This window comes from Bacteroides finegoldii DSM 17565, assembly GCF_000156195.1.
Lineage (GTDB): Bacteria > Bacteroidota > Bacteroidia > Bacteroidales > Bacteroidaceae > Bacteroides > Bacteroides finegoldii.
In genome coordinates this window covers 91,027-116,387 of sequence record NZ_GG688333.1, presented here as the reverse complement: position 1 = coordinate 116,387, position 25,361 = coordinate 91,027, and the positions used below count along the sequence as shown (strand labels likewise).

At 42.4% G+C, this 25,361-nt stretch carries 14 protein-coding genes and 1 pseudogene; 8 read left to right on the top strand and 7 right to left on the bottom strand.

Annotated features, from left to right (window positions below; translation table 11 throughout):
- From BACFIN_RS0220225 to BACFIN_RS02510, 6 genes and pseudogenes are all read right to left on the bottom strand, one after another.
- Positions 1–93: pseudogene (locus BACFIN_RS0220225) on the bottom strand (transposase); the annotation flags it as partial.
- Between the two features lie 137 nt (positions 94–230).
- Positions 231–698 (bottom strand): hypothetical protein, encoded by a 468-nt coding sequence (locus BACFIN_RS02490; RefSeq protein ID WP_007757387.1) that lies wholly within the window; start codon positions 696–698, stop codon positions 231–233.
- A 27-nt stretch (positions 699–725) separates the two neighbouring features.
- Positions 726–1,103: a hypothetical protein gene (locus BACFIN_RS02495; protein WP_081449106.1), complete on the bottom strand. Its 378-nt coding sequence runs from the start codon at positions 1,101–1,103 to the stop codon at positions 726–728.
- A 47-nt stretch (positions 1,104–1,150) separates the two neighbouring features.
- Positions 1,151–1,702, bottom strand: a complete 552-nt coding sequence (locus tag BACFIN_RS02500; RefSeq protein WP_007757383.1) for an RNA polymerase sigma factor — start codon at positions 1,700–1,702, stop codon at positions 1,151–1,153.
- Positions 1,703–1,726: 24 nt separating this feature from the next.
- On the bottom strand, positions 1,727–3,265 hold the full coding sequence (locus BACFIN_RS02505) for a L,D-transpeptidase family protein (RefSeq protein ID WP_007757381.1): 1,539 nt from the start codon (positions 3,263–3,265) through the stop codon (positions 1,727–1,729).
- Positions 3,255–4,193 (bottom strand): ribonuclease Z, encoded by a 939-nt coding sequence (locus BACFIN_RS02510; RefSeq protein ID WP_007757379.1) that lies wholly within the window; start codon positions 4,191–4,193, stop codon positions 3,255–3,257. Before BACFIN_RS02510 ends, BACFIN_RS02505 begins: the two co-directional genes overlap by 11 nt.
- Before the next feature lie 254 nt (positions 4,194–4,447).
- Between BACFIN_RS02510 and BACFIN_RS02515 the strand changes: the two genes are divergently transcribed.
- The 7 genes from BACFIN_RS02515 (at position 4,448) to bglX (ending at position 17,414) form a co-directional block, all read left to right on the top strand.
- Positions 4,448–6,085, top strand: a complete 1,638-nt coding sequence (locus tag BACFIN_RS02515; RefSeq protein WP_229091119.1) for a DUF6377 domain-containing protein — start codon at positions 4,448–4,450, stop codon at positions 6,083–6,085.
- A 292-nt stretch (positions 6,086–6,377) separates the two neighbouring features.
- Complete coding sequence (locus BACFIN_RS02520) at positions 6,378–9,512, top strand: glycoside hydrolase family 2 TIM barrel-domain containing protein (protein ID WP_007757370.1); 3,135 nt, start codon at positions 6,378–6,380, stop codon at positions 9,510–9,512.
- Positions 9,513–9,540: 28 nt separating this feature from the next.
- Positions 9,541–10,839 carry a hypothetical protein gene (locus tag BACFIN_RS02525; RefSeq protein WP_007757369.1) on the top strand — a complete coding sequence of 433 codons (1,299 nt, stop codon included), beginning with the start codon at positions 9,541–9,543 and terminating at the stop codon, positions 10,837–10,839.
- A gap of 12 nt (positions 10,840–10,851) precedes the next feature.
- On the top strand, positions 10,852–11,799 hold the full coding sequence (locus tag BACFIN_RS02530) for a glycoside hydrolase family 16 protein (RefSeq protein ID WP_007757368.1): 948 nt from the start codon (positions 10,852–10,854) through the stop codon (positions 11,797–11,799).
- Positions 11,800–11,829: 30 nt separating this feature from the next.
- Positions 11,830–13,575 (top strand): fimbrillin family protein, encoded by a 1,746-nt coding sequence (locus tag BACFIN_RS02535; protein ID WP_007757367.1) that lies wholly within the window; start codon positions 11,830–11,832, stop codon positions 13,573–13,575.
- Positions 13,576–13,590: 15 nt separating this feature from the next.
- Positions 13,591–15,108 (top strand): hypothetical protein, encoded by a 1,518-nt coding sequence (locus tag BACFIN_RS02540; protein ID WP_007757366.1) that lies wholly within the window; start codon positions 13,591–13,593, stop codon positions 15,106–15,108.
- 56 nt (positions 15,109–15,164) lie between these two features.
- Positions 15,165–17,414 (top strand): beta-glucosidase BglX, encoded by a 2,250-nt coding sequence (bglX, locus tag BACFIN_RS02545; protein ID WP_032839911.1) that lies wholly within the window; start codon positions 15,165–15,167, stop codon positions 17,412–17,414.
- Positions 17,415–17,504: 90 nt separating this feature from the next.
- Here bglX and rpsA read toward each other — a convergent pair whose 3' ends face one another.
- Positions 17,505–19,307 carry a 30S ribosomal protein S1 gene (rpsA, locus tag BACFIN_RS02550; protein ID WP_007757364.1) on the bottom strand — a complete coding sequence of 601 codons (1,803 nt, stop codon included), beginning with the start codon at positions 19,305–19,307 and terminating at the stop codon, positions 17,505–17,507.
- 96 nt (positions 19,308–19,403) lie between these two features.
- On the opposite strand from rpsA, the gene BACFIN_RS02555 reads away from it, so the two are divergent.
- Positions 19,404–25,361 carry a DUF3320 domain-containing protein gene (locus BACFIN_RS02555; protein ID WP_007757363.1) on the top strand — a complete coding sequence of 1,986 codons (5,958 nt, stop codon included), beginning with the start codon at positions 19,404–19,406 and terminating at the stop codon, positions 25,359–25,361.

The window sequence follows — 25,361 nt, the reverse complement described above, 5'->3', positions numbered from 1 at the left end:
AAAAGCACCGTCTTTACCTAACAAGGGCTTACCTGCTTTCAGCTGTTCAATTGCCTTGTTCTTGATACTTTCAAAATCAAATTCTTCTTTCATAAAAAAACTGTGTTAGCAAAGTTAATATTTTATTTTAATCTTTGCTGACACAGTTTAATTTACATCCTCTGCGAGTAGAGCCTCTATTTTACTCAAACAGAGCATCTAACTCGTATGAATAGACGCTCTGTTTTTCTTTATTTCTTCTTCGAATCATTTCCTTTATCCTTGCCACGATTCATTCCTTTTATCATCTCCCGGTGGAAGCGCATTTCCGCACGCTGCACGAGAAATATCTTCTTACTGGAAAGAATCTTTTTGAACTTACCCAGATAAGTCTTATCAAGCTGGTCGGCAGCAATACGATTGTTAGCTACCTTATCGTTGATTTCTGCATATTGAGCTTCCGTTGTCTTATCATCCTTACCTTTGCGCATCAAATCCCACGATTCATCATTCAGTTTCTTCTTCTTATCCTGAAGTTCAAAATAGACGGGAAAGAACTTGGCTGCCTCTTCTTTACTCAATCCAGCCTGTTCGATAATGAATGCCTTTTGTTTTGCCCTGAACTCCTCCCGGGATAAATGCTGGTCACATCCGTCAGCAGCCCAAAGAACAGGCATGAAGCCACACAACAAAACAACCCATGCGATTAATTTTCTCATTTTCTGTATTCAATCAGTTTTAATAAATCATTCTACACTTGCATCACTCAAATAAACATATAACGAATAATCATCCAGCATAGCGCGGTCCAGTGCCACATCCAGCATTTCGTCCGATACAACTTCAGTATCCACCTCCGTCACCGCCACTTCATCGACCGCAGCAGGTTTGTGATCTGACGACGCCACCCGTATAATCAAGGCAGCCCCCACAAACATAGCTGCCATATAGAGCAATGGTTTCAGTCTTGTCCATGTACTGACAGGTTCTTCCTTGAAAACCACTTTCTCTTTTTCAGGAAGTTTATTCATCACTTCTGAAGTCAGGTTCTCAAAGTAACCATCAGGAACTTTGAAGGAATCTTCCTTACCAAGTTTCTTCAATAGGATATCTTCTTCTTTCATTCGTTTTTCTCCTCTCTTTGATTTAGACATAGTCCGAGTCCAAAGGTTTAATCAATGTCTTCTAAAAACTTCTCTATTTTCTTCACTGCATGATGATAAGACGCTTTCAAAGCACCGACTGAGGTACCGAAGATTTCAGACATTTCTTCATATTTCATTTCTTGATAGTATTTCAGATTGAACACCATGCGCTGTTTCTCCGGTAAAGTCATTAATGCCTTTTGCAAACACAACTGCGCCTCATCACCCGAAAAGTACGGGTCGCTTTCCAGTTTCTGCACAACCGCTGCTTCCAGATCATCAATGGCCAAGGTAGTGACAGCACGTTGTCTATTCAAGAAAGTAAGGCATTCATTCAACGCAATACGATAGAGCCAGGTAGACAATTTCGCCTCAGCACGGAAATAATCAATATTCGTCCATGCCTTGATAAAAGTATTTTGCAGGAGATCGTTCGCATCCTCATGCGACAGCACCAACCGACGGATCTGCCAATACAATTGTTCGCTATACTGCGCCACAATCATTTCAAATCCTTGTCGCTGCGTACTCTCCTCCTGGAGGAGCTTCAGAACTTCGCGCTCGTTATAAGGGGTCATAATCTCTTGTATCTCTATGTTTATTTATGGTTTCAAATCCAGATCGGTCATTGCCTTTAGTAAAGACGGATCATACTTATAAATGTCATCACAATACATCAAATTATTATCGGCAGACAGATAAACAGTCTGATAATCTATAAACAAAGGCACATATTTCTCCAAACTATAATGTTTCAATTCACGATAGGCCGCACTGATAGGAAGCTTCTTTCCTTCCTCGCTTATCGGCTTGAGGTCCATTGCAATGCGGATGCGGTCTTCCAGTAATTCATCCGGTTCTTCTAATAAGAAGAAAGCAAAATCGAGTGCTTTCTGAAGACGTACACAACCATGGCTCACCGCCCGGTTCTTTCGCATGAAAGCCCAACGGGAAGGAGTATCGTGCAAATAAACGGAATAAGGATTTGGGAAACGGAAGATGATACGCCCCAACGAATTTCCCGTCTTATTATCCTGTTTCACAGTATAAGGTACTCCCTTGCCCGCATACTTCGCCCATTTGATACTATGAGGATCGACTTGTGTACCATTCTTATCATACACCTTCATGCGGTTACGGGTAAAGTAAGTCGTATCCCTGCGATAAGTAGGAATAATCTCTTTCCGGATAATACTTTGAGGAACATTCCAATACGGATTCAGCTCCATATAATAGATTCTGCTGGACAACAAAGGTGTTTTATTCCTCACACTTCCCACACAAATGCGCATTTCCAGAATAGAGTCTGTTTCCTCGTTGACGGCTTGCAGCATGAATGCCGCCACATTTGCCACCACATATTTCTTCCCTTTATCCAGAGCATACTGCCAACGCGCCCGTTCCAGATTCAGCAATAAACGATCCCAGTAATAATCCGTAGTATCCGTCTTTCCCCAACCATTCACGCGCACCAATTCTTCCTGCATTTTCTTATAAAAACGGGAAGAGGGTTGCGCCCAATGAAAGGCGGCAGTGGGATTGGCACGCAAAGAATCAAGAGCCGACAATGCAAATTCCATATCACAACGCTTCAGAGAAATACGGTTTATCGAATCATTCCATCTGCGCTCTGGAGGTAGAAAGCCAAACTTTAACCGGCACACATACGAAAGATAGGCAGCTGTCAACTGATATTCTAAATCCGCCAACAGGGAATTCATCGTTTTTCCATCTTGCAATTGTAATGTACGTATCTGCTGCAACCCATTACGGATACTATCTACAGGATAAAGTCTCGGATTAATCCCATGTCGCGATATATTCTCTAACCAATGCAACATTGAGTCCGCTGCCTGCACAGTCGGTTTATCGGAGACCAATGAATCATTCAACCATAAGAAATCGCCTTCCTCCTGATAATGAGAGACTAACGCAGAATCCCAAACTGTAGTCTGTTTATTTTTTTCCAAACAGGCATGAATGAGCTGCCGAATACTGTCCGCACTGATCTGATAGGCAGGATTAAACAGTTCTTTGAAACCTGCCAAAGAGTCCGGTATCGGAGACAAAGGCTTCTCCTTTCTACAAGCAGCCAAACAAATTATACATATTACTCCCAAAAATAACCGGCTACTTTTCATATACAGTTCCTCCGTCAATATCAATACATAAATTCTCTTTCGCTAAAATTGTCTGCGGAAAAATGGCGGACGCTTCATTAAGTAAAACAGCTTCATCTTCATATCGGGCTGAGAAATGCCCGATAACCAATTGTTTTACCTTTGCATCCAAAGCGATTTGTGCAGCTTGTGCAGCTGTCGTGTGATAAGTTTCTTTTGCCCGTGCCTGTTCCGCTTGTGCAAAAGTAGCTTCATGGAACAGCAAATCCACATTGTTGATTTGTTTCACTATAGACGGACGAAAAATTGTATCGGAACAATAAGCGTATTTGCGTGCCGGGGTCGAAGGACGGGTCAAACGCTGATTGGGAATAACTTCTCCTTCGGGAGTAACAAAATCCGCTCCGTTCTTAATACGGTTCAGTTCGTAAACCGGAACTTTATAAAAATCCACCATTTCTCTGATGATATGATTCGGACGTTGCTTCTCCTCAAACAGGAATCCGCAACAGGAAATTCGATGTTTAAGAGGGATCGTAGTTACAGTCACCGAACGGTCATCATAAATCTGTGTCGGTTCTTTCGTCTCAAATTCGTGAAAAAACACTTTATAGGTCAGTGTCTTACAAAAAAAAGCTAGCATCGGTGCAAATAATTCTTCCAGCCCCTTAGGAGAATGAATATGTAAATCGGCCGTCCTCCCCAATAATCCGAATGTAGAGATTAGCCCCAAGAGTCCAAAGCAATGATCACCGTGCAGATGAGAGATAAAGATATGATTCAAACGGGAAAATTTAAGCCGGGAACGACGTAATTGCATCTGAGCCCCTTCCCCACAATCAATCATAAATAATTTTTCACGCAAATTGACGACTTGTGAAGTCGCAAAATGTCGTGTAGTGGGCAAAGCGGAACCGCACCCTAATATATGTAACTCAAACTTTTCCATCTCCGGCAAAGATAGAAAAAAAACATATTAATTTCGCAAGCAATGAAACAAAAGTCTTATTACCTGCCATATAGTATCAAAAAAGAATATATATTTGCATATCGACAACCGGTTTCAAGAACATGATATGAAAGCTGGTCACAGTATCAGAAAAAGAAGTATTTAATATGACGAATCCCTTTATATACAGAAAATTATCAGTATTGTTCCTACTGTTTATTACTTTCGGGAATGTTTATTCCAAGAATAAAGAAATGGAACAATTGTTTTCCAGATTGGATTCCGTATTGACAAACAGTGAAAAGTACGTTTTAGAGAAAGAAGATAAAATAGAAGAACTGCGTAAGAAACAGTCTATGCCTCTAAAACCGGAAGAAAAACTATGGCTTAACAAAATGCTGTATGATGAATATTTTGTCTATAATGCGGACTCGGCTATGGTTTATGTAAACAATAATATAGAGATAGCCAACGCATTAGGCCGAAAGGACAAAGAACAGGAGTGGATACTGCATAAAGTTTTCCTTCTTGCAGCCCAGGGGCTACTGAATGAGGCTGAGAAAGAATTATTGAATGTAGATATAACTTCATTAAGTAAAGAAAATATGTATCAGTATTATGATACAAAAATCTATCTATACTCCCATTTGGTACAATTCATCGGTAATCGCCTGGAACTGACAAATTCTTATTACAATCTTGAGAAGGAATTCAAGCACGAAGCTAAGAAATACATAACTCCCGATCATCCTTCATATTATAGTTTTTGTGCGTCACTACATAGAGAATATCCCCGTTCTGCAGAGGGAGACAGTATAAAATTAAAATTAAAAAATATAGTAGACAAGTCATCATTGTCCACGCGGGTGGATGCCATCAATTCTTATATGCTTGCTATCATGTTTTACAATGAAGGCGATGAAGATAATTACGTAAAATACCTTATTTATTCTGCCATAGCCGATATTAAAATCTGCAACCGCGATATAGCTTCATTGGAGGAACTTTCCAATATCCTCTATTTGCGTGAAGACATAGACAGAGGCTACACTTACATCAGTTATTGCTTTAAAGCCGCATTGCTGTATCCCAACAGGGTGCGCGTAATAAACATATCGACCGTTATGGATAAACTACAGCAGGCCTATCGCGAAAGGAACAAAATACAGGAAAGCAAATTGCGTAAATCACTCTACACCACAAGTATATTATCCATTGTATTACTCATCTCCATCCTACTCATTTATTTCCAATTCAGAAAACTGTCCCGTTCACGTAAAAAACTGAACGAAAGTAACCGACTGCTTAATTCACACGTCAAAGAACTTTCCGAAGCCCAACGAATGCTGGGTGAAGTGAACGGAGAACTTAGCGAAGTAAATGAAAAGCTAAAAGTGATCAATAACCAATTACTAGAGTCCAATTATGTGAAAGAAGAATACATAGGATATGTATTCTCAATATGCTCCAATTATATAACCAAACTTGAAGAATACAGGAAGAATATCAGCAGAAAACTTAAAGCCGGTCAAATAGACGATATCAAATCATTAACTTCCAACATTACGATGGTACAAAGTGAGTTGAAGGAGTTCTATCATAGTTTCGACGCTATTTTCCTACACGTATACCCCGATTTTGTAAAAGACTTCAATTCCCTCCTGCGTCCCGAAGAAAAGATAATGCTTAAAGAAGGCGAACTCCTGAACACGGAGTTGAGGATATATGCGCTTGTCAGACTCGGAATAAATGACAGTATGAAGATTGCAGAATTTCTTCATTGCTCTCCGCAGACGGTTTACAATAATCGTTTAAAAACCAGAAACAAGGCAATAATTCCTAAGGAAGAATTCACCGAGATGGTACGTTCATTGGGTAAAATGCAAAAATAGAGAAAGCAAACAAACCATTTTACTTCATAAACTATTTACTTCTACCAAACATTATATAATTAATAATCAATACATTAACATTTTATTTATTTACTCTTACTATTTACTTGTATATACACCGTACCTTATACTATACTACCTTTGTCCTCCGAGAAATTAATCGAATATATACTTTTTAAATTTAATCTATGAGGCAAGAGAAACTACTAGGTCCAAAGCAAACTATGAAACATACGTTTGTAATCTCAGACGCTTTCTTTTCACAAAGTGCTAATTTGTTATTTTACTTATCATGAAAAATGTAATATTATTATCTTTGCTAATCCTTTTGTCCATTCCCCTTTCGGCACAACAGGAAAAAGTCTCCTTAGTCAACGACAGAACAGGTTCCAAGTTGCTTGTGAACGGTAAGTCTTTTATGGTGAATGGTATGAACTGGGATTACTTCCCAGTCGGCACCAATTATTCATATTCCTTATGGACAAAGCCTGACGATATAATCAAGGCTGCTCTCGATACGGATATGTCTTTATTAAAGAACATGGGTGTAAACGCTATCAGACAACACATAGGCGTTCCCCCCAGATGGGTAAAATATATCTATGAACAATATGGTATTCACACAATGATATATAGCTCCTTCGGACGCTATGGAGTAGCTTTGGACGGGGCATGGATAGCTAACACCGACTATTCCGACCCTAGAGTAAAAAAAGTACTTCTCGACGAGGCGAGAGAATTGGTAAAGGAATACAATAATACTCCTGGAATACTCCTCTATCTTCTTGGAAATGAGAACAATTATGGTTTATTTTGGCAAGGAGCAGAAACGGAAGATATTCCGGTAGAAGATCGTAAATCCACTATTCAAGCGGTTCACTTATATAAACTGTTCAATGAAGCGACTGTCGAGATGAAGAAAATGAATGCTTCAGCTCCTATAGCCATTTGCAACGGTGACCTTCTATTCCTTGATATTATAGCCAAAGAATGTAAGGATGTTGACATTCTAGGAATCAACTGCTATCGCGGTGACTCGTTCGGCGACTTGTTCAGCAGAGTAAAAGCTGAGTATGGAAAACCGGTATTGTTTACAGAGTTCGGATCCGATGCATTCAATGCCATAACTCAAAGTGAAGCACAAAAAGAGCAAGCAGACATTCTGTTGAAGAATTGGACTGAAATATATCTGAATGCGGCAGGACTAGGCAACAACAATAACTCACTCGGAGGTTTCACTTTCCAATTTACCGACGGTTGGTGGAAATTCGGTCAAAATACTAACCTGAGCATACATGACACCAATGCATCATGGGCCAACGGCGGATATGTATTTGACTATGTGAACGGTGAAAACAATATGAACGAAGAATGGTTCGGTATATGCGCAAAAGGAACTCCTGACAGCCGAGGAATATACGAACTTTACCCGCGTGCCGCATACTATGTGCTGAAAGATGTCCACAAGATTAATCCTTATTCTCCCGGAAGTACCACCTCTTCGATAATAAGCAAACTTTCCGATATCAATGTAATGTCAGCCGTTTTATCCTCCAGAAGTGATAAAGCTGCCTTGCAAGGCGAAAAGACTCAGCTAATACGCCTGAGCGAACTGAGAGGTGACATAACTACCTACAATACAGGTGCAAAGAATACTACCACTCCAAGTTCCAGGCCGAAGAATCCGACAAGTTTCCCCAGCTTTAAAGGCTTTGACCATACTGAATCGTTCTACGTAGGCGTAGCCTCAAAACCGGCAGAGAATGTACAGGCGGAAGTCACTGTAAATGTTCTTGGAAATGTGGCGGAGAACCCGATAGACGAAATCTTTTATGAGAACAGAGGACGCTCCAGATATATAACGGACGAAAGCGGAGAAGTAGTAGATCTGGGTCCGTTGGAACGCTTAAGACTTTATAGTGCGAGTTTTGACTGGGATGGCAAACTGTTTAATCTGAAAACATTTTACCGCAAAGGACACTATCATTGGGGATACGAAGGAGACTTCTTTGGATTGTATCCCGAAGCGAGCTACGGTGATAATATGGATATTTATGGTGGCGAAGCTCCTTTCGGAAGTGAAATTGAAGGTAAGAAATACTTCAAAGGGCTGAAAATTGCTTTCGGTCCCGAACTATGGTGGGGTGCAAACCCGGCTCTGCTTGTCAAATACCAACGGAATATAGGTAAATATAACGTAGCAGGTATTTTCCATTATGATATAGACCAGCGTGAAGGAACGACTACTTCTTATGCCATACCCCGTCCCAAGAATACACGGGCCTCTCTTATGGTGGAAAGAAATTTCGGACGTTTCAATATTACAGCGGGCGGATTATGGTCAGGAACAACGCTTGTAGGACGGGAATTTCAAGCTACCACAGAATACAATAAAGAAGCTATCGTATATTCCGACGTGATAAAAACATCCGATACATTCGGAGGGAAGATGAAAGTGGTATATAGCGGAGGAAAGTTTAATGCCTATGCGCAGGGGGCGATAATGGGATTGGTAGCCAGTGGCGGAGCCGATTACACACAGACTTTAACAGGATGGAGGCTAAAAGATAGCGGTAGCGGAAATCAATCGAACGTCCTTGCCGGTTTTACTTATCAGATAGGCAACTTCCAGATTGCCCCTAATTTCCTGTGGCAGAAACCGCTTGTAGGTCCAATGCCTAATGGAATCGATGCTCCCGGAAGATTACGAAATATTATTGATGATCCTTTTGCTGTTAGGGATAACAGGGAGACAACAGCGGGAGAATTGTTGCTGACTTATGACCCGACACCCGCTACTTGGATGTACGACTGGGAGAATGACAATAACGAAGATGCACCGTTTGCCGCTTCACTTGGTTTCATTTACCGCCATCATCCCACCTCACAGGATGCAGCCATAGGTATACTTGCCAACGGTCGTTCTACCTTTGCTTTCGGAGGAGCTGCACCGGCTCATGATTTATGGGAAACAAACCTGAAAATAGCGTCTAGAATATCAAGAGATTTCGGTATCATATCAAGTGTCTACTGTGGTACTGCCCAAGCCAACGGAGATGATACCCGTTTAGTTAAGCGGGTAGGTGCAGACGCCAAAATGATTTATAAGAAACTGCGACTGAACGCAATGGTGAAGTTTAATGACTGGGGGCCGTACGACTATCACAGGGATTTTAACCTTACTTTCCCTTTCCAATGTATGTTAGACTTTTCGACCAGTCTCGCCAAGCCTAAATGGTTGGGTCCGGTATCCACTCGCGTAGGAATCAGAGGTACTTTCAGAACATTAGATCAATATTCTCCTCGTTACGTTGCCGGATATATACCGGACGGTTCCGGTGGTTTTGAACCAAGCACAGATATTATAGGCGCAGGTCGTGGCAACGAATGGGAAATAAGAACCTACATTTCATTCAGCATTTTCTAATCTACGAACTAATTAATAAGATAGTTTTATGAATCACAAAATCAATATATCATGTAAGCTCTCTGTTGTCGCTGTTCTCTTTTCGTTGACAGGATGTACGAGAGATATAAATACGGATGTGCTGGCAACTTACCCACACTTGTCTGATGTCTTTATCGATGAATTTGCATCCGACCTGCAATACCAGGCATGGGGAAAAGTAACTAATTTCGGGGTGGATACTGAAACCACCTACGATGGCACGTCATCTATGCGAATAGAAGTTCCCAATCCGAGTGATCCTATGGGGAGTTGGGCAGGAGGTACTTTCTATTCCGCTACAGGCAGAAACCTGTCCGGATATGACGCACTGACTTTTTATGCCAAGTCTTCCGTAGCTACCGCTATTGAAGTTGGAATAGGAAATTATGATACTACCGAATATCTGGTTCAAGTTAATGATGTCCAACTGAATACAAACTGGAGCAAGATTATCATCCCTATTCCTAATTCCGCAAAGCTTTTATCGGAAAAAGGATTATTCTACTACTCCGCCGGTGCAGTAAATGACGAAGGCTACACCATCTGGTTCGATGAGGTCAAGTTCGAAAAACTCGGTACATTGGCTCATGCCAAAATAGAAGATATAGAGGTTCCCGGTTTTCCCGGAAAACTGACGATAGGAACTCTGACCGAGACTATCAATCTTCCGAACGGCATTAACCGTAAAATGCGGGTCTCTCCCAATTATTTTACATTCGAGTCATCTGACGTCAATGTGGCTTCGGTAACAAATGATGGTAACATAACCGTGCACAAAACAGGAGAAGCCGTTATCTCGTTAAAGGAGGCTGAAGGCGAAATAAAGGTACATTGCTACGATTTCGCTCCAACACCCACGAAAGACGAATCGGAAGTGTTGTCTCTGTTCAGTGATTCTTATACTAATAAGATTTCTGCAAACTGGAATCCTAGATGGGAATGGTCAACAGCTGAATATACGGAAATAGATACCGGTGATAATCATATAGCACGGTATAGCGGTTTGAACTTTGTAGGTATTGTATTCAACAAAACTGCGGATTGTTCGTCAAAGACTCACCTCCACCTGGATGTATTATGCATGGACGAAGTAAGTGAAAGCACTATTATAACAGTCTCTATATACTATGGAACAACGGAAATAAAGTATCCGATAACATTGGAGAAATATCCTGATTTCAAATCAAAACAGTGGCTGTCACTCGATCTGAAACTTGAAAAAGAAAATAAACTAATACCACAATTGGCATTGGCATGTGATGACAACACCAGGAACATTCTTTTGGACAATATTTATTTCTATTAAAAATGATAACTTATGAAACCATATAAAACAATATTGCTTAGCTTGCTGATACTTCCTTTGCCACTGTTACTTGGAAGTTGCGAGAAAGAAGAAGAGATAGAAAACACCCGATGGGTATTGGTGTGGTCGGACGAATTTGACACACCGACTCCCGACAACAGACCCGATCCTTCAAAGTGGACGTATGAAAAAGGCGCTTCAGGATACGGTAATCAGGAACTTCAGAACTATACCGACAGAGTAGAAAACGCCTCATACACAACTCACAAAGGTTTGGGATGCCTGAAAATAACAGCTTTGAACGACAATTATGACGGAGTAGCTTACTCTTCTGCCAGAATAAAGACCGAAGGACTGTTCGAACAACGATACGGACGTTTCGAAGCACGTCTGAAACTTCCGTACGGTCCGGGACTTTGGCCTGCATTTTGGATGTTAGGAGCAAACTATGCCACCGATGTATGGCCAAAATGCGGTGAAATAGATATTATGGAAAATAAAGGATACCAACCTAATATCGTATCAAGTGCTCTACATTTTCCGGGACATTCGGGTGGAAATCCCATAACACAGACTTTTGGCTATGAGAGCCAACGTTTTGACACAGACTTCCACATATTTGCCGTAGAATGGGATGAATCCCAAATAGACTTCTTTGTGGATAATGTACTTTACAAAAGAGTGAAAGCCGCTGATGTAACAGATGGTGAATGGGTATTCGATCATCCATTTTTTATTATTCTGAATGTAGCGGTAGGCGGTACATTTGGTGGTGATCCCACAGCAGACACTGTATTTCCCCAAAGCATGTATGTAGATTACGTCAGGGTTTATCAGAAATCAACAGAAGTACAACCCGGAACTAATACCGGAGATATCTCTTCAAACGGTTCAATTCCCGGATGGGATTTTAACGGACCGGATTCTGATAAAGGGCTTATAGAGCCTGAATTAAAATAAATAACAATGTAACTGCTAAAGATTAAAATTATGAATTTAATAAAAATACAAGGATACTATTTAGGGCTTATGGCAGCCATAAGTCTTGGAGCGGTTTCATGTACGAACGAAACGGAATTTGCCAATTCGCTGGATAAAGGCGACATTACTTTCTCAGCTCAAGTAGGAAAAACGATGAGCAGAACCACAGAAAGCGCATGGGATGGTGACGAACTGATAGGTGTGAAAGCGGGAGAAACAGTAAAAACTTACAAAGTGACAACCAATGGAAAAATGTCTACTGAAGATACACCTTATACATGGGATGGCACAAGCTATGATCTGCTAGCATGGACTCCCCTCACAGCAGAACAGATAAACCTAACAGACCAAACTACCGAAGAGAAACTCTTTGACTGTGACTTATTGGCAAGTAATGCGAAAGTGGAAGCAAAGAATGTACATTTTGTATTCAGACACCAAATGACCCGGATGTGGTGGGAACTTCAGAAATTTGAAGGATATACAGATGAAGAAGTGAACACCGCAAAAGTTTCGTTTATCGGTTATGGAAGTGTAACGTATACTAATGGAGAAATCACAACGGTAGGCGATGCTGACCAATTGATTTCTACTCATGACACAAAAGGAGAATATTATAGAAACGGTGAAGCTATGATGGTTCCTTGTGAAATGTGGGAGAAACCATTGATAAAAGTAGAAATAGGAGAAGATACCTATATCTATACTCCAAGTAAGTCCAACCCCAATGACGTCAATAAGAAAACCGGAGATTTGCTTCCCAATACATGGCAAAGATATTACTTGTCTGTCAGCAAAAAAGGACTGACTGTAGAAATGGAATCCGGAGAAATTAATTGGGATAATGAAAAGATCGATGACAATCAGATTACGGATGCTAAATTTAAGGCTATTATATCTGATGAAGTATCAAATTTGACCAATTGCCAGTTTACAGGTTTGGAAAACAGTTTCATTGACAACGCAACCAACGGCTTCTCCATAACTTATAAAGAAACAAATGCAAGCGGAGGCATCGATTATGAAGGTCTATGTGACAGAGTACGTACAGTTGATACCCCAAACGGGACTGTCACTTTCACATTCTGCAATATCCGTTCGGATATCAAATTAACATATACTAAAGAATATATGGAAGTAGGCTATTATTTCTATAGTGACGGTACTTACGGGACAGATTACAAAGACGGTTCCACCTTAGGTATTATCTATAAGATAGGAAAACATGAGACGGACAACGTAACAAATTACGAAGGTACGGATATAGAAACCATTCATGGATATGTAGTAGCGCTAACTGATGAAACTAGCGACGAAAAGAGTAGTTTCAAATGGAAAGAAGGTAATGCAAACTTGTATGGGACAGATTTTCCGGAACACGGCATAAAAGACGGAAAAACCACACAATATCTAGGATACCTTAACACTAAATATCTTATAGCAAAAGCAGCTGTAGCAGAGGCTACAACAGTGCCGGCAGCCTCAACTTCTACCAGCAAAAACAATAATTCACTTATACCCGGCACATCTGGTTGGTATTTGCCCTCTCATACCCAATTAAGAGATCTAGCAACTCTTGCGGGTAAAACATTCACTAATTACAGTGCATTGAATGGCACATATTGGGACAGTACATTCGACAGTGACCCTAATGCTTATATAGTAGTTTTCAATGAAAATGGTGCAATAAGCAGTACTGATTTCTACAGGGCTGTAGATTCAGAACAAAAAGTTCGTCTTATTCTTACTTTCTAATTAATCATACAAATTATGAAACAAATATATTCACATATCAAACTGGCAGCCGTATCGCTATTAATATTTTCGGCTTGCACCCAAGACGAGATGTTACCTCAGATCGGAGAAAACGAAACCGCCGTTTCTGATGTTCTGACTATTCAAAATGTAAATGTAGCCAATTTCGATACCGGAAATTCTACTACACGGGTAATCAATGATGGTGTCACAGTTCTTTTCGAAGCAGGAAACAGCTTGGAAGATGTCAACGGCGATGAAATCGGTATTTTACTGATAGACAAAGATGGAATCGGATTCGCCAATGAACCCTTTAAGTATATAAACGAAAACGGTGTAAACAAATGGGTTAGTAAAAACAGTGTAAGTTATACCAGCAAAATCAAGAAAGTCATCGCCTACTTTCCCTATGCCCAAATAGTGAAAAATGGAAAAGAGTTTATTCCTTCATCTGTTGATGAACTAAAAGAAGCGAAGAAAGAGGAAGAAACAACGGAATTTAAAGACAAAGATTTGCTGATAGCAGAAATCAATGATATTCAATCCCATCAATTGACAATCAACTTTAAGCACGCCTTTTCATTGATAGCGTTCTCTGCGGAAGCGACCATTAAACTAGATGACACGGAAGAGATTTCCTATTTATTAGATCTTTCCGATGTATCTTTCTCCATTGGCGACGAACTGTACACGCCCGAATCAATGAGCGGCAAGTACATCTGTCTTGTTGACGAAGAACAATTAGTAAAAAATGATTTTCGCTACTTCTACACGATTGATAATATTACTTATTCAAAGACGCTGAAAGATCCTATAACACTGGCAGCCAACCAATGTTACACTTTCCCTTGCCCAACATCCTCCGAAGGAACGGCAGATATTGCAGTAGGTGACTTCTACTGTACCACAGAAAGTAATAAAACAATCATTCTTCCAAGAAATGCAGCCGGTATTCCTACCGGTCTTACCTGCAAAGGAATCGTATTCCACATAATAGACGATTTTGAAACTTTTAAATCTACAAATGATTTAAACGACTCCAATTTAAATGGATATCAAGAAAAACATGGCTTAGTAGTCTCTACAAAAAAAGGAAATAATTTTGGCACTGTGGCAGCAGCTGATATAGAGCAAGCCTTTATTGATGGAAATGTAGAGAAATACACTGATACGGAAACATCAAACGGTTATAAATTGACACAAATTTTAGTAGGAACTGAAAATCTGGGATTTATCGCTTTGAATAATCATACTGAAAAACTAAACAATAGTACCGCTTGGTATGCTCCTTCGTTCAATGAACTTAAATACCTGATACAAGGTGAAAATACTCAAACAGGTTCCACATCGGGGCAAGAGTACATTAACAAACAATTGAAAAAAATAAATGCGGATGAACTGGCAGGTACAATTCCTTCTGTCACTTTTTACAATGGTGTCGGAGACCATGGATTACGCCTTATGACGGGCGGTTCTGAAAATGGATGGCACGGCATACCTGGCGAAGCTTTTTATCCAATCTGTGCATTTTGATGCATTCCTCCCAAAAGCAAGAACTAATAAATATTTACAATAATAAAAGACGATTTATGAAGATAAACAAGTTATTATTTACCACAACACTGACAGCATTGGCATTAACAGCCTGCTCTCCGAAAGGAACCAACTCTGATTCTGAGATAGAGAACAAAGTAGAAGCCTTACTGGATAAGATGACTTTAGAGGAAAAGCTAGGGCAGATGAATCAGTTGAGTCCGTGGGATCCTAACGAACTGGCAAACAAAGTTCGTAATGGAGAAATAGGTTCCATATTGAATTATATGAATCCCGAAGAAGTGAATAAAATACAGAAAATCGCAATGGAAGAGTCACGGTTAGGTATCCCCCTACTAGTGTCACGCGATGTAATTCACGGTTACAAGACTATCTTCCCTATTCCATTGGGACAGGCAGCCACATTCAATCCACAGATAGTAGAAAACGGAGCACGTGTAGCTGCCATAGAAGCTTCAGCTGATGGTATCCGTTGGACTTTTGCGCCCATGATAGATATATCACGTGACCCTCGTTGGGGACGCATAGCCGAAAGTTGCGGTGAAGATCCCTACTTGACTTCCGTAATGGGAGTAGCTATGATTAAAGGGTTTCAAGGAGATTCGCTGAACAGTCCGACTTCAATGGCGGCGTGTGCCAAGCACTTTGTAGCTTATGGTGCATCCGAAGGCGGTAAGGACTATAATTCTACATTTATCCCCGAAAGAGTACTGCGCAATGTATATCTACCTCCGTTCAAAGCTGCGGTAGACGCTGGTTGTGCCACTTTCATGACTTCATTCAACGATAACGATGGTGTGCCGTCTACGGCAAATAAATTTGTGTTGAAAGATATATTGCGCGATGAATGGAAATATGACGGTATGGTAGTAACCGACTGGGCTTCGGCTGCCGAAATGATCAATCACGGTTTCTGTGCAGATGGCAAGGAAGCTGCCGAGAAATCGGTAAATGCAGGCGTTGACATGGATATGGTGAGTGAAACGTTCATCAAAAACCTCAAGCAGTCTTTAGCAGAGAATAAGGTTTCCATAGAATCAATAGACGACGCCGTACGGAATATTCTCCGTCTGAAATACCGAATGGGCTTGTTTGAAAATCCGTATATTGTTACACCACAGAATGTGAAATATGCGGAAGAGCACTTGAAAATAGCAAAAGAAGCGGTAGAGCAATCCGTTATTCTCCTGAAGAATGACACACAAACATTACCGCTTACAAACAAAATCCGTACTGTAGCGGTAGTAGGTCCGATGGCTGACGCACCCTATGAACAGATGGGGACATGGGTGTTCGACGGTGAAAAAGACCATACTCAAACACCTCTCAAAGCCATCAGAGAAATGTATGGCGATCAGGTCAACGTAATTTTCGAACCTGCACTCGGTTATAGCCGTGACAAAAACCTAAACGGTATCGCCAAAGCCGTAAACGCGGCACGCCACGCAGATGTAGTCCTTGCTTTTGTCGGTGAAGAAGCAATACTTTCGGGTGAGGCCCATTCTTTGGCAAACCTAAATCTTCAGGGAGCACAGAGTCAACTGATACAAGCACTGTCCACTACCGGCAAACCATTAGTAACCATAGTGATGGCAGGACGCCAACTTACAATCGCTAGTGAAGTTGAAGCTTCGGATGCAGTTCTTTATGCGTTCCATCCGGGCACTATGGGAGGACCTGCCATTGCCGACATCCTTTTCGGGAAGGTTAATCCAAGCGCAAAGACTCCGGTTACATTCCCCCGTATGACAGGTCAGGTTCCTATATATTATGCTCACAACAGCACAGGTCGCCCGGCCAACCCGAAAGAAATGCTCATTGATGAAATCCCTGTCGAAGCGGGACAAACATCTGTTGGCTGCCGTTCCTTCTATCTCGATGCCGGGGCCTCCCCCTTGTATCCGTTCGGCTACGGATTGTCTTACACTACCTTTGAATATAGCAATCTGAAGTTGACTTCCGACAAACTTGCTATTAACGGCGAGATATCAGTCACGGTAGATCTAAAGAATACAGGAAAGTATGACGGCACGGAAGTAGTACAACTTTACATTCAGGACAAGGTAGGCTCTGTAACCCGTCCGGTAAAGGAACTGAAGGCTTTTCAACGTGTAGAACTCAAAGCCGGAGAATCAAAGAATGTTTCATTCTCTCTGCCTGTTTCAGAGCTGGCTTTCTGGGGCTATAACATGACTTACAACGTAGAACCGGGAGATTTCAAATTATGGGTAGGAACAAACAGCGCTGAAGGTTTATCTGCCGACTTTACCGTATCGGCTTTATAAACAATCTTCAAAGAACATAAAAACATAGATAATAAAAAAGGTGTATCGCTTTCGCAATACACCTTTCTGTTTATTTAGAAATACTTTTTATTATTTCTTTCCTTCCAACTGTTCTTTCAATGCAGCAAGAGCGTCGATATCGCCCAGCGTAGTTGAAGCAGCCTGGTTCTGGATCATCGGAGAATCTTCTCTCTTGTTGCTAGAAGATGACTTCTTAGCACCAGAAGCAGCTTTCTTTTCTGCTCTTTCTTCAGCCTTAGCTACATCTTCGAAGATACGGCTGTGAGACAGGATGATTCTCTTAGCGTCTTTGTTGAACTCGATCACTTTGAATTCAAGTTTCTCATCCAACTGTGCTTGTGAACCGTCTTCTTTTACAAGGTGTTTCGGAGTTGCGAAACCTTCTACACCGTAAGGAAGAGCCACAACAGCACCCTTATCCAACATTTCGATGATTGTACCTTCGTGTACAGAACCTACAGTGAACACAGTTTCGAATACATCCCAAGGATTTTCTTCGAGTTGTTTGTGGCCGAGGCTCAAACGACGGTTTTCTTTGTCGATTTCCAATACCTGAACTTCGATATCAGCACCAATCTGAGTAAATTCTGATGGGTGTTTTACTTTCTTAGTCCAAGAAAGGTCAGAGATGTGGATCAAGCCGTCAACACCTTCTTCGATTTCTACGAATACACCGAAGTTAGTGAAGTTACGAACTTTTGCAGTATGCTTAGAACCTACAGGATACTTTTCTTCGATAGTTTCCCATGGATCTTGTTTCAGTTGTTTGATACCCAAAGACATCTTACGTTCTTCGCGGTCAAGTGTCAGCACAACAGCTTCTACTTCGTCGCCTACCTTCATGAAATCTTGTGCAGAACGCAGATGTTGGCTCCAAGACATTTCTGAAACGTGGATCAAACCTTCTACGCCCGGAGCGATTTCGATGAATGCACCGTAGTCAGCCATAACGACCACTTTACCTTTCACCTTGTCACCAACCTTCAAGTCAGTATCAAGAGCATCCCATGGGTGCGGAGTCAGTTGTTTCAAACCAAGAGCGATACGTTTCTTTTCGTCATCGAAGTCAAGGATAACAACGTTGAGCTTCTGATCCAGTTCAACCACTTCTTTCGGATCGCTAACACGTCCCCAAGAAAGGTCAGTGATGTGGATCAAACCGTCTACGCCGCCAAGGTCGATGAATACACCGTAAGAGGTGATATTTTTAACAGTTCCTTCAAGAACCTGTCCTTTTTCAAGTTTACCGATAATTTCTTTCTTCTGTTGTTCCAGTTCAGCTTCGATAAGAGCCTTGTGAGATACAACAACGTTTTTGAATTCCTGGTTGATTTTAACCACTTTGAATTCCATTGTTTTGCCAACGAATACATCATAGTCGCGGATCGGTTTAACGTCGATCTGAGAACCCGGCAAGAATGCTTCGATTCCGAATACGTCTACGATCATACCACCCTTCGTGCGGCACTTGATGTAACCCTTGATAATTTCTTCATTTTCCAGAGCAGCGTTAACGCGATCCCAAGAACGAGTAGCGCGGGCTTTTCTGTGTGACAGAACGAGCTGTCCTTTTTTGTCTTCCTGGTTTTCGATGTATACTTCTACAGTATCACCTACTTTCAGGTCCGGATTGTAACGGAATTCATTCAAAGGGATGATACCGTCTGATTTGTAACCGATGTTCACAACTACTTCACGCTTGTTCATTGCGATTACGGTTCCGTCAACAACCTCACGGTCGTTCACTTTGTTAAGCGTACCGTCGTAAGCTTTTTCCAGTTCATCGTGGCTAACGTTGGTTACTGTTTCGCCATTTTCATAAGCATCCCAGTTGAAGTCTTCAATAGGAGCTACGTTCTTTAAGTTTTCCATTAATAAATAAATTGTTTAATACTTTAATTAAATAAGACATTATATTATCTATAAATCGGGCGCAAAGGTAGGAATATTTTCTTGATTGACAAAAGAATGGCAGAAGAAAAGAGAATTATATCCGTATTTTTTGTAATATTGCAATCTTTAATTTATACAGTTTTTGCCATGAACGAGAGATTGGACAAAGTCAAGGTGCAATGCGACTATTTACCGCTTATTAATTTTGCGATACAACAAAACGGTGCATCAATCATTCATCAGCTTTCTATTGAGAATACAACGCCTGCCCCGCTGAAGGACATTCAGGTACAAATCACGACAGAACCGACTTTCGGAAACGCCGCTCCGATAGCTGTGGCACAGATTCCGCCCAATGAATCGATATGCCTGTCGTCATTCAATCTCACTTTATCCGCCAACTATTTCACACAGCTGACCGAACGTTTATCCGGCAATCTGAAAATTGAAATTACTTCCGAAGCAGAATCCGTATTCTGCCAAACCTACCCTATCGACATTCTGGCATACGACCAATGGGGAGGGCTCAATGTATTGCCCGAAATGCTGGCCGCTTTCATCACCCCCAATCATACAGCCATTGTGCCAATCATCAAGAGAGCCGCTTCCATCCTGGGACAATGGACTGATAATCCGTCCCTCGACGAATATCAAAGCCGCACTCCGGACCGGGTAAGGAAACAGATGGCCGCCATCTACACGGCTATCACGGAACAACAGATTATATACAGCACCATCCCCGCCAGCTTCGAGGAATATGGGCAACGTGTACGGCTAGCCGACTCCGTAATGGCACAAAAACTGGGAACCTGTCTGGATATGGCCTTGCTCTATGCTTCCTGCCTGGAAGCAATCGGTCTGAATGCACTCATTATCATCACTCAAGGGCATGCTTTTGCGGGAGCCTGGCTAGTGCCGGAGACTTTTCCGGATCCTACCATTGACGATGTTTCCCTGTTAACCAAACGGACAGCCGAAGGAATATACGACATTACTTTAGTTGAAACGACCTGCATGAACATGGGACATTCGTCCGATTTCGACAATGCAGTGAAGAAAGCGAACGGAAAGCTGACGGATGGAAACAGTTTCATTCTTGCCATAGATGTGAAAAGAGCGAGACATTCGGGCATCCGCCCCATCCCCCAACGTACTCTGCACGGGCAGGTATGGGAAGTAGAAGAAAAGGAGACCGACATCCAAAGAAGTGCCGTTCATGCCACTCCGCAAAGTATCAATCCTTATGATTTATCGGGTAATGAAACCCAGGCTGTGATTACCAAACAACTGTTATGGGAAAGACGGTTGCTGGATTTAAGCCTGCGCAACAACCTGCTGAATATCCGGATTACCAAAAACACGCTCCAACTCATCCCGGCTAATCTATCCTGTCTGGAAGATGCATTGGCCGACGGAGAAGAATTCCGCATCCTTCACCGCCCTGCCGATTGGGAAAGTCCGGCGATGGACTTCGGGATTTATTCCTCCATACCGGAGTCGGATCCGGTGGTTGGTTTCATCAACTCGGAACTTTCACAGAAAAGGTTACGTTTCTATCTGCCCGAAAACGATTTAGGTAAGGCACTGACTCACTTATACCGCTCTTCGCGTACTTCTATCGAAGAGAATGGAGCCAACACGCTCTATCTGGCTCTCGGACTTTTGAAATGGTACGAGACACCTTCCAGCGAACGTCCCCGCTATGCCCCCATCTTGCTATTACCGGTTGAAATTATCCGTAAATCGGCAGCCAAAGGTTACGTAATCCGTACCCGGGAAGAAGAAACGATGATGAACATCACCTTATTGGAAATGCTTCGCCAAAACTTCGGAATCTCCATATCAGGATTGGACCCGTTACCTACCGACGAAAGCGGTGTAAACGTCAAACTGATCTATTCCATTATCCGCAACAGCATCAAGAACCAGCGTAAATGGGACGTGGAAGAGCAAGCGATTCTGGGTATCTTCTCTTTCAACAAGTTCATCATGTGGAATGATATTCACAACAATGCCAACAAACTGGTTCAGAACAAGATTGTGTCCAGCCTCATCAACGGAAAGATAGAATGGGAAGCCGCCACAGAGGAAATAGATGCAACGGATATGGACAAACAAGTGTCGCCCGCAGACATTGTATTACCCATCATCGCCGATTCTTCGCAACTGGAAGCCATCTACGAAGCCGTACACGACAAGACTTTCATCCTGCACGGGCCTCCGGGAACAGGAAAATCGCAAACGATTACCAATATCATCGCCAACGCGCTTTACAAAGGAAAACGTGTCTTATTTGTAGCGGAAAAGATGGCTGCCCTCTCCGTTGTGCAAAACAGGCTGGCGGCTATCGGCCTGGCTCCGTTCTGTCTGGAAATTCATTCCAACAAAACAAAGAAATCCGCCGTTATCTCGCAACTGAAAGAAACCACGGAAATTATCAGGCAGACACCTCCCGAAGAATTCAGAAAGGAAGCGGAACGCCTGCTGAATTTACGGGCGGAATTGAATCAATATATCGAAGCCCTGCATAAAGAATACCCGTTCGGGGTTTCATTATACGACGCCATTATTCATTATCAATCCGTGGACGTCGAATCTTGTTTTGATATTCCACAAGCTTATCTGGATACATTAGATAAAGACACATTTGCCCAATGGGAAGATGCCATCGAGCTGCTAGTCCGGACGGCCAATGCGTGTGGACATCCTTACCAGCATCCATTAACCGGTATCTCGATTACCGAATATTCATCAGCCGTTAAGGAGGGATCCTCCCAACTGCTCACCGGATTTATCGACCTGTTGACCACCATCCGGCAGAAGCTGGATGTATTCTCCATACTTCTAAAAGATACGGATATACACCCTACACGCAAGGATTTCCAGACAATCTCCCACATCATCCGGAGAATACTCGACATTCCGGAACTGACTCCCGGATTGCTGACTTTGCCATTGCTCAACGAAACACTGAATGAATACCGGGAAGTAGTGGTTCACGGACGGAAACGGGATGAACAAAGGAAAGAGATAGAAACCGGATTCACCCAAGAAATCCTGTCCATCAACGCAAAGCAGATGTTAGCCGAATGGAACCGGGTATCCGGTCAATGGTTCCTTCCCAGATATTTCGGACAACGGAAAATCAGAAAGGCAATCAACGTATATGCTTTAAAAACGATTGAAACAGAAGACATCAAACCTCTGCTCCACCGCATTATCCGGTATCAGGAAGAAGCAGAAGCCGTCCGGAAATACATCGGGCAACTTCCCTCCCTATTCGGACGCCCCGGCAAGAACGAGGATTGGAACACCATTGAGCAGATAATCGACGACATGACTTCCCTTCATTCGCATTTGTTGAACTACGCAAAAGACATTGCCAAAGTTTCGCAAATCAAGCAGAATTTGTCCGCACAACTCACTGAAGGAATTCAAACATTCAGAGACATCCATGCTCATTCTTTCAATGAACTGTATCAGCTCGCAGATACACTCACAGCCACCGAAAAGAAATTGTCCGGCATGTTGGGTATCTCGATCGAAGAACTTTATACCGATTCAGCCGACTGGATAACGATTGCCTTGTCAAAAGCCCGAACCTGGAAAGAGAACCTCGACAAGCTCAAAGACTGGTATCAGTGGCTACAAGCCTACCAAACCCTGCATAGCCTGGGAATAGGATTTATCGCGACGGAATATAAGGAAAAGAATATTCCTACCGGCCAACTTACAGACAGTTTCCACAAAAGTTTCTATCAGGCGGCTATCCGGTATATCATCGCCAAAGAGCCGACTTTGGAATTATTCAACGGTAAGATATTCAATGATATCATTGCTAAATACAAACAAATATCCGCCAAATTCGAAGAAACGACGCAAAGAGAATTATTTGCCCGGTTGGCCTCCAACATTCCGTCTTTCACTCACGAAGCCATCCAAAGTTCCGAAGTGGGTATCCTTCAAAAGAATATCCGCAACAATGCCCGCGGCATATCTATCCGCAAGCTGTTCGATCAGATTCCCACTTTGTTGTCGCGCATGTGCCCGTGTATGCTGATGAGTCCTCTTTCCGTCGCTCAATTCATCGATACGGACGCTGATAAATTTGATTTGATTATCTTTGATGAAGCCTCACAGATGCCTACTTATGAAGCGGTGGGCGCCATTGCACGGGGTAAAAACGTCATTATCGTAGGCGATCCGAAACAAATGCCCCCTACCAGTTTCTTCTCGGTCAACACCATTGATGAAGACAACATTGAAATGGAAGATTTGGAGAGTATCCTTGACGACTGTCTCGCCCTGTCTATCCCTTCCAAATATTTATTATGGCACTACCGAAGCAAACATGAGAGCCTCATCGCTTTCAGTAACTCCGAATATTACAATAACAAACTGATGACTTTCCCCTCACCGGACAACATTGAATCGAAAGTCAGAATAGTCAACATCAACGGTTACTATGATAAAGGCAAGTCGCGCCAGAACCGGGCGGAAGCTCAAGCAGTAGTGGACGAAATAGCCAGAAGATTGAGAAGCGAGGAATTAAGAAAGAAAAGTATCGGTGTAGTCACTTTCAGCATTGTCCAACAAGCCTTGATAGAAGACTTATTATCCGACCTTTTTATCTTTTACCCCGAACTGGAAACTCTTGCGCTGGAATGCGACGAACCGTTATTTATCAAGAACCTGGAGAATGTGCAGGGAGACGAACGCGATGTTATTCTCTTCTCTGTGGGCTATGGCCCGGATGCAGAAGGGCGCGTCAGCATGAATTTCGGACCACTGAACCGGGCAGGCGGCGAAAGAAGATTGAATGTAGCCGTTTCCCGTGCCCGGTATGAGATGATTATCTATTCCACCCTAAGGTCGGAGATGATCGACCTGAACCGGACTTCTTCTATTGGAGTAGCCGGACTAAAACGTTTCCTCGAATATGCGGAGAAGGGAACCCGAAGCACCATCAGCAGCGTGACAAGACAACTGTCGGAAACAACAGTCTCCATCGAAACGATCATTGCCGACAGACTGCGCTCATTGGGTTACACCGTGCATACAGACATAGGTTGCTCCGGATACAAGATAGACATAGGTATCGTCGACACCGAGAACACCTCTAACTATCAGTTAGGTATTATCTGCGACGGCAAAAACTACAAACGTACCAAGACCGCACGTGACCGGGAAATTGTGCAGAATAATGTATTGAAAGCACTCGGATGGGACATCTACCGGATATGGACAATGGACTGGTGGGAAAAGCCGGACGAAGTAATGGCAACTATCCAAGAGGCTATCGCCCGGAAAAAGAGTTCAAAGGTCGGCTCAATGACAGCAACCGAAATCAATTCTACTCCGACAGAAGTGACAGAACCTGCACCGACGACACAGATGACCAACAATGAGATTTCATTCGTACTCAAGGCATCGCCTGCTGCTCCTGAAAAGCAAGCTGCTTCCGTTCTTTCTACGCAAAACCGGATAGAACAAAAGTACAAGTTTGCAAAGATTACTCCATACAGTTATTCACCGGAAGACTTTTTCTTTACGGACAGTTACTCTATCCTCCTCTCCCAAATACGGAAGATTATGGAAAGCGAGGCGCCAATCAGTAAATCCCTGCTCTGTAAGAAAATCCTGTCCGAATGGGGAATCAGCCGCTTGGGAACACGGATAGAGGCACAGATAGAAACAGCACTCGACACATTGAATATCTATCGCACAGAATACGAAGAACTTGTCTTCTGCTGGAACGACAAAGAGCAATGCGCTTCCTATTCAATCTATCGCCCGGTTTCCGACCGGGAAGCAACAGACATACCACCTGAAGAAATAGCCAATGCCATCCGGCAACTATTGACCGACTCCATCAGCCTGCCTGCGGCAGATTTGATAAAAGCATGCGCACAACAGTTCGGCTTTGCCCGTATGGGATCGAACATAGACGCTGCCATGCAAAGAGGTATTCGCGAAGCTGTGAAAAGGAATTACGCCAAGATAGAAAATGAACGGGTAACGATTGCCAATTAG

Excerpts from the sequence above, each read along its gene's own strand:
- BACFIN_RS02525 (WP_007757369.1), top strand. The coding sequence starts at position 9,541 with ATGAATCACAAAATCAATATATCATGTAAGCTCTCTGTTGTCGCTGTT.
- BACFIN_RS02535 (WP_007757367.1), top strand. The coding sequence starts at position 11,830 with ATGAATTTAATAAAAATACAAGGATACTATTTAGGGCTTATGGCAGCC.
- BACFIN_RS02540 (WP_007757366.1), top strand. The coding sequence starts at position 13,591 with ATGAAACAAATATATTCACATATCAAACTGGCAGCCGTATCGCTATTA.
- BACFIN_RS02495 (WP_081449106.1), bottom strand. The coding sequence starts at position 1,103 with ATGAAAGAAGAAGATATCCTATTGAAGAAACTTGGTAAGGAAGATTCC.
- BACFIN_RS02500 (WP_007757383.1), bottom strand. The coding sequence starts at position 1,702 with ATGACCCCTTATAACGAGCGCGAAGTTCTGAAGCTCCTCCAGGAGGAG.
- BACFIN_RS02515 (WP_229091119.1), top strand. The coding sequence starts at position 4,448 with ATGGAACAATTGTTTTCCAGATTGGATTCCGTATTGACAAACAGTGAA.
- BACFIN_RS02555 (WP_007757363.1), top strand. The coding sequence starts at position 19,404 with ATGGCAGAAGAAAAGAGAATTATATCCGTATTTTTTGTAATATTGCAA.
- rpsA (WP_007757364.1), bottom strand. The coding sequence starts at position 19,307 with ATGGAAAACTTAAAGAACGTAGCTCCTATTGAAGACTTCAACTGGGAT.
- BACFIN_RS02510 (WP_007757379.1), bottom strand. The coding sequence starts at position 4,193 with ATGGAAAAGTTTGAGTTACATATATTAGGGTGCGGTTCCGCTTTGCCC.
- BACFIN_RS02505 (WP_007757381.1), bottom strand. The coding sequence starts at position 3,265 with ATGAAAAGTAGCCGGTTATTTTTGGGAGTAATATGTATAATTTGTTTG.
- BACFIN_RS02530 (WP_007757368.1), top strand. The coding sequence starts at position 10,852 with ATGAAACCATATAAAACAATATTGCTTAGCTTGCTGATACTTCCTTTG.
- BACFIN_RS02520 (WP_007757370.1), top strand. The coding sequence starts at position 6,378 with ATGAAAAATGTAATATTATTATCTTTGCTAATCCTTTTGTCCATTCCC.
- BACFIN_RS02490 (WP_007757387.1), bottom strand. The coding sequence starts at position 698 with ATGAGAAAATTAATCGCATGGGTTGTTTTGTTGTGTGGCTTCATGCCT.
- bglX (WP_032839911.1), top strand. The coding sequence starts at position 15,165 with ATGAAGATAAACAAGTTATTATTTACCACAACACTGACAGCATTGGCA.